The following is a 7,674-nucleotide window of genomic DNA, read 5'->3' on the forward strand; positions in this document are numbered from 1 at the left end:
GCCTAACCTTTCACAGCACCATCCGCTAGACCACGAATGAAGTATTTTTGTAAGAATAGATACAGAATCGTTACAGGTAGCATCCCGATTACGCATCCCGCAGCAACCCAGCTAATTTGATTCTGGAACTGTGAGATAAATTGAGATAAAGCTACTGGAATCGTCTGTACAGACACCTTTTGTAATAAGAAAATGGAGAACTGATAGTCATTCCATACATTAAGACCTGTAAGAATAATAACGGTTGCTGTAATTGGCTTCAATAGCGGTAGAATCACGCGGAAGAAGATCATAAATTTGTTACAACCATCAATGGATCCCGCTTCATCTAATTCTCTTGGAACCGAGTTAATAAATCCTGTAAATAGGAAAATAGTTAATGGTAGCTGGAATGTCACTTGTGTCAAAATAGCTGCCCAGTACGTATTAATTCCACCCATTTCCACGATCATCGAGTATAGAGGCACTAGAATAGTTAACGCCGGAACAATCATACAAGAGATACATAGTAAATAAATAAACTGGTTCCACTTCGTTGGAAAACGAGATAATGGATAGGAAGCAAATGCTCCGATTAATACAATCAATACAACCGAACAAGCTGTAATAATGACATTATTAATTAGTGCTTGGCTCAGATGAGCTTGATTCCATGCATTTACAAAGTTATCTATCGTCATATCAATTGGGAATGCCCATTTCGAACTTGTATTCTCCATCGGTTTCAAAGCCATACCGAGCAAGATATAGAATGGAATTAAGTGAACAATTCCTATTAAAGTTAAAATGCTATATTTTAATGTTTTCATACTAGCCCTTCACCTCTTTACGCTTCAATAGAATTAGTGAAGTAATGCTGACAACCGCAATAATTAAGAACATGACATTTCCTAGTGCTGCTGCATAGCCTGCATCCTGTCTTGCAAAGTATAAATTATACATCATCGTGGACAAGGAAGAAGAAGCATACCCAGGTCCGCCGTTAGTCATCGCTACGATTACATCGAACAGCTTCAAACCACCAATGATATTCAAAACGACGTTAATCGTTATTGCAGGCATTAATAGCGGAAGTGTGATGTTTTTGAATTGTGACCACCAGTGTGCGCCATCGATAGAAGCCGCCTCATAGTAATCCTTTGGAATAGATTGTAGACCAGCAACAAAAATCGTCATTGCTACACCCATAAATTGGAACGTATTTACAAACGTAATAATCCATACTGCCCGTGGACCGTTAGCAAGCCAGTCAACTGGTTGTGCGCCGAATAGCGCCAAAATATCATTGACAGCACCACCGTCAAATTGAAAGAAAAAGTACCAAATATAACCCATAATTAATGAACTAATAATAACTGGCAAATATACAATTGTTCTTACTAAACCTTTAGCGCGTAATTGTTGATCCAAAAATAAAGCGTAAGCAAGCCCTAAAATATTTTGTAGAACAGTACTACCAAATCCATAAATAAAAGTGTTGAGCATCGTTGTCCATGTATTCTTATCTGACAGCATATATTTATATTTCTCAAACCCTACATAGCTGTACTGCTGTGAATATCCATCCCAGTTCGTAAATGAAATACGAACCCCCTCAATCATTGGGTAAAAAATAAATACAGCGAAAAAAAGTAATGCTGGTATATACATGATGTTCAAAATTGACGAGGAACCCCACATTTTCTTCTTCACTTAGATCATTCCTTTCTCACTCACACTTCAAAAAAAATACCCAGGAGCCTTATTCCAGCGCTCCTGGGTGCCTTCAAAGTTATCACTTCATATTATTTAGTTGCGCTAAGACGTTCGAATTCTTTCTTCATGTTCTCAGAATACTCTCTTGCTGTAATCGTACCTGCAAGAATTTCTTGTCCATTTTTACAAAGGACATCCCACATTCCGTTTGGCAAGTACACACGGTCGAAGAATGGAAGAACTGCAGTTTCTTTGTATTTCTCATAGAAAGCTGTTAATTCACCAGCATCAATTTCCACTCCGCTAAGACCTGGAGGCAATTGATTAGATTTTGCTACAGCAGAAACATGCTCTGCTTTTGAATAGTAAGCAACGAATTTCTTAGCTGCCTCGATGTTTTTAGAATCTTTCCATACACCCCAAGTTGTTTTCTCACCACCAGCAAAAGTAGGCTCATCTCCAGCTTGGATTGAAGGAATTGGCATAAGACCTGCATTCAATTCTGGGTTAATATTTTTTGCTTCTTCAATGAAATAAGGACCGTAGAAGGCGAATACTGCTTTACCTTCTGCAAATGCTTTCGCAGAGTCGTTATATTTAGATGTTAAAATGTCTTTGTTGAAATAACCATTGTCATAAAAATCTTTGAACATTTGTGGTAGCTCATCGAATTTCGTCCAATCAAATGTACCGTCTAGCAAATCTTGTCCGGAATTTTGTTCTGCACTGATCAATAGTGGTGTTGCCATAAAGTCGAACCATTGTCCGATCGGCCATGAATCAGCTCCACCGATATGAATCGCTACTACACTACCATCACTCTTCTGCTTAATTACTTCTGCTGCTGCTAAAAACTCTTCATACGTCGTAGGTACTTCTAAGCCGTATTCATTCAACAGATCAATATTATAGACTGGACCTGATTTGTCTTGATCCATTGGAAGTACATAAAGCTTACCTGTTTCATCTGTTACACTTGGCTTAATTGTTGGGTCCAACTCTGCCGCCCAAGCTTCTCCTGATAGATCTGCTAAATATTCACCATAGCGATTTTTTGCCCAACCATGTGTTGCGAAAACATCCGGCATATCTTTAGAAGCCATTTTCACTTTCATTGTGTTCTCATAATCTTTACCTGGTGCGCTAAAATCTACTTTGATGTTAGGGTTTTCTTCTTCAAATCCCTTTGCGATATCTTGTAAAACAGTTGCTTGCTCACCGACTACATTTGTCGATACTGTTAATGTAATTTTTTTATCTGACGAACCTGCTGCTCCATTAGATGCTGTATCACCTACACCTTTTGAACCACATGCCGTAATTACTGTACCTAGCGCTAGCACCAGACATAGTAAAGTTATAAATTTTTTCTTCATCTGCTGTTCCCCCTGTTGAAAAGTTAATTTTTGTTTGTAGACTTAATATACCATTCATAAATGCGCTTACATATGCCCTAAAACTACACTCTATCCGACGATATCTACACACTCTATTCGAATTAGAAAAACTACGTTATGATAACATAACTATATAAACTAACATTCCCATACCAAGTAAAGGTGGTTCTCCACTTGCAAAGACATCGCTATACATTACGGTTTAAATTAACCATCCTTTTTATTGCAACCATAACGGTGCCGGTTTTATTGATAGGAATCGTCATTCCTTATTACTACCAAACAATGATAACTAATGAGAAGCAAGTTCTAACAGAAGGAACTATAAAAGCAATGGCTCGTAATATCGAAACCTACTTAGATGATTTAGAAAGAATTACAATTATGCCCTTTTGGAACTTAGAGGTTATGAATGCATTAAAGATAAAAGCTACCAACCAATATGATAATGCGAGCGATTACACGAAGTTACTTACAGATCGTGCACTTAATGAAACCCTTCTCCTCATGCTGCAAAACACAAGAAAAGATATACTGGGAACTCTGCTTATTTCAACGGATGGAACGGTATATTTCACTGATACAAAAGATCTGGCTGGTCCGATACCCGATTTCCCTTATCAGGAACAGGCTTGGTATCAACAAGCAGTTGCTGCAGATGGTCACATCTCATTCATTAGTGCACACCAGCGAGATTATCTAAAGCATTCAGAACAGAGGAAGGTGTTCTCCGTCGCTCGGCTTATTAAAGACCCTGATTCCCAAGAGCCTCTAGCTGTCATTATGGCCGATGCAGATACGAATATATTAAATCAAATCGTCAGTGATATCGCCTTCGACGTAAGCTCGATCGTCGTCATTCAAGATAACAATAATCAATTACTGTACTCTAGTCAGCCAATTTCAACAAAAGCATTAGTTGAAATTGCTCATTCAGAAAAACTTATTGATGTCGAAGGTAACGACTATGCCAACGTTAGTGAGAGTATTCCGCAAGCAGACTGGAAAATAACAGTGCTTCTGTCTGCTGAAGAGACAGCCTCCAAAGTTCGTTGGTTGTACAGTGTTGCCTTTCTATTTCTTGCTGCTGGATTGATACTCACCTTCATATTGTTCTTCTATCTATCACGCAATATCGTCAATCCCTTTAAGCAAATGATTCTGGTCATGCGAAAAGTAACACGCGGAAATTTGGAAGCAAGATTCAATACAAATAGCCGAGATGAAATAGCTCAGCTCGGCGAAGCTTTGAATCATATGATTGAGCAACTAAATGAAATGATTAACCGTGAATATCGTGCTGATCTAGCGAAACGAAATGCCGAGTATCGTGCACTACAATCACAAATTCAGCCTCATTTTCTCTACAATATTCTAAGTGGATGGATTGGACTGAATCGTGCAGGCGAACGAGCTATATTAGAGAAAGCTATACTCTCCTTAAGCGGTATGCTTCGATATTCATTGGAGTTCAATGATTGGTCTAGCATAGAAAATGAATTTTTGTTTCTCGAACGATATGGTCAGCTACAGCAATTGCGTTTCGATGATCGTTTAACAATAAATCAATACTGTGAACCTGGTCTGGGTGCTTTCCGACTACCGAAGTTGATACTTCAACCATTAATCGAAAATGCTATTATTCACGGGTGTGAACCCGCTGATCATATTTGTGTCATATCAATTTGCGCAACAACGTTCTATGACCAAGACATTCCTTACGTTAAAATATGTATTACTGATAACGGCATTGGATTCTCAGCCAATACAAGCTCCTCCGCAGGCTCCGGCGGTGTAGGATTACAAAATGTGCGAGAGCGTCTCCTTCTTGCCTATGGCAAAGATCAGGCACAGTTCGATATTCAGAGTACCGTTGGCTCAGGCACAGTGTCCACGATTACAATTTCTTTGCTGTCGACTTCTGATGTAGTTCCGATGGATAGCAGTCATAATACTCCTGAAACAGCTTTGTAAAATGACGTGTACCGTAGTAGCCGACCTGCCCGGCTACTTCCTGTACTTTAAGTCCAGGGTTGGTCAGCAACAATTCCTTCGCCTTGACCATCCGAATGTCGGTAAGAAACTTCGTGAAAATTTTCCCTGTCCGCTTATGGAATAAAGAGCTTAAATAGTTCGGAGTGACATTCATATCACTAGCAATTTGCCCAATCCCGATATCGTTCATGTAATTCATATTAATATAATTGAGCACCCTTTGAATTCGATCACCCTGTAACAATTCAACTTGTGATTGTTCAGCTAATCGATTTTCCTGAACACTTTGCAGCGCCTTCATCCATTGATCGACAGACTGTGTAACGTCTAGTCTACACCCCAAAGAAACATCCAAAGATTTACGGAGATGCTCTAGTACAGTAGAATCTTGTTTGGCCAAAGACTTTATCATTGGCTCTAGCTGCTTTAGTTCGTTTGTATATTGAAAAAAGTCCTGCATATAGGCAGACTTACATAGTTTATCGATGCGCTCACTAATGTCTCTGAAATGAGGCTTGTCCATCATTACGCTGACATCCCGCTCCATCCATAATCTACCTGAGGACAATACCCGACGCAATGGCAGTAGTTGCTGAAGCCTGAACAGTTTTTGTTCTAACTCCGCAAATCCAATCGGGTGCTCAGATTGCAATCCGGATATCTCATAACTATTTTTACGAAACTCTTTCATTTGCTCATTCAATATATCTTTCAATTGCGGCAAGAAGCTTTGAACTTGTTTGTCCGCAGCTTGATTCCAGCCAAAAATTTGGGTAGCAGTTCCATTAGGAAGTGTAATGAAGGTGATTGCATGTTCTAATCTAGGGAACGGTACTATTCTTGCATAGACCTCCTTTAACCTTTGAATCCATTGAAAGCTCAGATTGCTCTTCTCTTCTTCCGAACTATGACTATCTATACTGAACAAAGTAACAGACAATCTAAAATGCTGTAATGAATATCTCAAACCGATTTCTTCCACTGCCCTTGTTCGATTCAGTAAGGAATTGACTGCTCCCTCAAATTGGTTCTTTAACTGACTTACCCTTGCTTCAAGCTCCTTAGCTACTACGGATATACTAGCTTCCAGCTCATCTGGTCCAATCGGCTTCAATAAATAGTCTACCGCTCGAAGTTGTAACGCCCTCCGTACATATTCGAAATCTGAAAATCCCGTCAAAACAATCCATTGTGTATCAGGCGATAGTTGGCTTCCTTGATCCATCGCTTGTATCCCATCCATTATAGGCATGCGAATGTCAACAAAAACGAGCTCTGGATGATGCTCGTCTACCAATTGCACTAATTCTTTCCCGTTCTTCGCCTCACCTACAATTTGAATGTTGAGCGATGATAATTCCTCGATAATACTGCGAAGAGCCAATCTAACTAGCCTCTCATCATCAGCAATGACGACTCTCATTACTACTACCTCCTTTGCAATTGCTGTCTAGATATCCCATATTGGAAATGTAATGCTATCGACATACTCCTTGGTCGCCTCTACTTCACCCGTAATCAATTCGGGTCTGCGATGAGTATAATTTCCTTCGTTTGAACCGTCCAGGTCGTCTGATATCATTCACTTCAGAACACTGTTACACGTTCACGCTCATATTTTCTATCGTATCCTTCACTATAACATTATCCCTATCCAAACTGCTAAGAAAAAACTGGATTATGTACGTACAAAAACAATGATTCCTTCATTAATATCCCACAGTTTAGTCTCTACCATTTATTCGAACGACTAATTATCACTAAAGCTACATCGCAAGCCCGCAGTATTTATGTAACTCAACATTCGCAGCTTGGCGTCCACCAACAAGATAACGTTTCTTGTCAGTTTTACATGCAGTGAAGCCGATTTTCGCTCTGCTAAAGTTGAGTTTATAACTCTAAGGAGCTGAAGATTCCCCCTGTGTCAGAATAGTTGTCGTACCTCTCAAATGAAAGTATAGTTAGGATAACGAGGACGAGGTGAGAGACAATGAACCAAGTGAATAACTTTTTGCGTTGCTATTGGCCGATGGAGAGCCAATTGTTGAACTATATATTATGTAGCAAGAATAAGATTCGTATCCAGTCCTTCTATTGGGAGTGAGTATCTACATAGAACATGTAGAGGTTATTTGAAACTGCATGTGATAGATAAAGCGAAAATCCACAACCTCATGTGAACTGCACCCCAATTGTTAGACACCATCTAACATTGGAGGTGCATTTTTTTTATGACTAAGTTTAATACAGATGAAAAATTACATGCAGTTATACGTTACCAAAGTGGAACAGAAAGCTTGAATGCAATTGCGAAATCTATAGGACTTCATTATTCTGTCTTGTTAAATTGGATTAGACAATTTGAGTATCATGGTGAAGATGCTTTTAAAAAGGGCTATACATCATATTCCGCGCAGGATAAACTAGACGTACTTAATCACATGAACGAACATGGGACGTCTGTTAGAGAAACGGATGCGGTATTTAATATTGCGAGTCATAGTACCATTTTAAGCTGGCAAAGAAGCTTAGAATTACATGGAATAGACGCCCTACAACCAAAGACAAAGGGGCGTTCCTCCATGGA

The 7,674-nt window shown here is 39.3% G+C and carries 6 protein-coding genes; 2 read left to right on the plus strand and 4 right to left on the minus strand.

What is annotated here, in order from left to right:
- Positions 1–2: 2 nt before the first annotated feature.
- The 3 genes from AC0YN6_RS24945 to AC0YN6_RS24955 form a co-directional block, all read right to left on the minus strand.
- Positions 3–809 (minus strand): carbohydrate ABC transporter permease, encoded by an 807-nt coding sequence (locus tag AC0YN6_RS24945; RefSeq protein WP_475750229.1) that lies wholly within the window; start codon positions 807–809, stop codon positions 3–5.
- Between the two features lies 1 nt (position 810).
- The gene (locus AC0YN6_RS24950) at positions 811–1,680 is read right to left on the minus strand and encodes a carbohydrate ABC transporter permease (RefSeq protein ID WP_475750248.1); all 870 of its coding nucleotides are present in this window, start codon (positions 1,678–1,680) and stop codon (positions 811–813) included.
- Positions 1,681–1,784: 104 nt separating this feature from the next.
- Positions 1,785–3,071 carry an ABC transporter substrate-binding protein gene (locus tag AC0YN6_RS24955; protein ID WP_475750231.1) on the minus strand — a complete coding sequence of 429 codons (1,287 nt, stop codon included), beginning with the start codon at positions 3,069–3,071 and terminating at the stop codon, positions 1,785–1,787.
- A 195-nt stretch (positions 3,072–3,266) separates the two neighbouring features.
- Between AC0YN6_RS24955 and AC0YN6_RS24960 the strand changes: the two genes are divergently transcribed.
- On the plus strand, positions 3,267–5,066 hold the full coding sequence (locus AC0YN6_RS24960; RefSeq protein ID WP_475750233.1) for a cache domain-containing sensor histidine kinase: 1,800 nt from the start codon (positions 3,267–3,269) through the stop codon (positions 5,064–5,066).
- Here AC0YN6_RS24960 and AC0YN6_RS24965 read toward each other — a convergent pair.
- Complete coding sequence (locus tag AC0YN6_RS24965) at positions 4,990–6,510, minus strand: response regulator (protein WP_475750235.1); 1,521 nt, start codon at positions 6,508–6,510, stop codon at positions 4,990–4,992. The two genes, AC0YN6_RS24960 and AC0YN6_RS24965, sit on opposite strands and share 77 nt — an antisense overlap.
- Before the next feature lie 808 nt (positions 6,511–7,318).
- On the opposite strand from AC0YN6_RS24965, the gene AC0YN6_RS24970 reads away from it, so the two are divergent.
- Positions 7,319–7,674, plus strand: a 356-nt coding sequence (locus tag AC0YN6_RS24970) for a transposase (protein WP_475750236.1), incomplete at its 3' end; no start/stop codon positions are given.

This window comes from Paenibacillus sp. J22P15 (assembly GCF_056269345.1).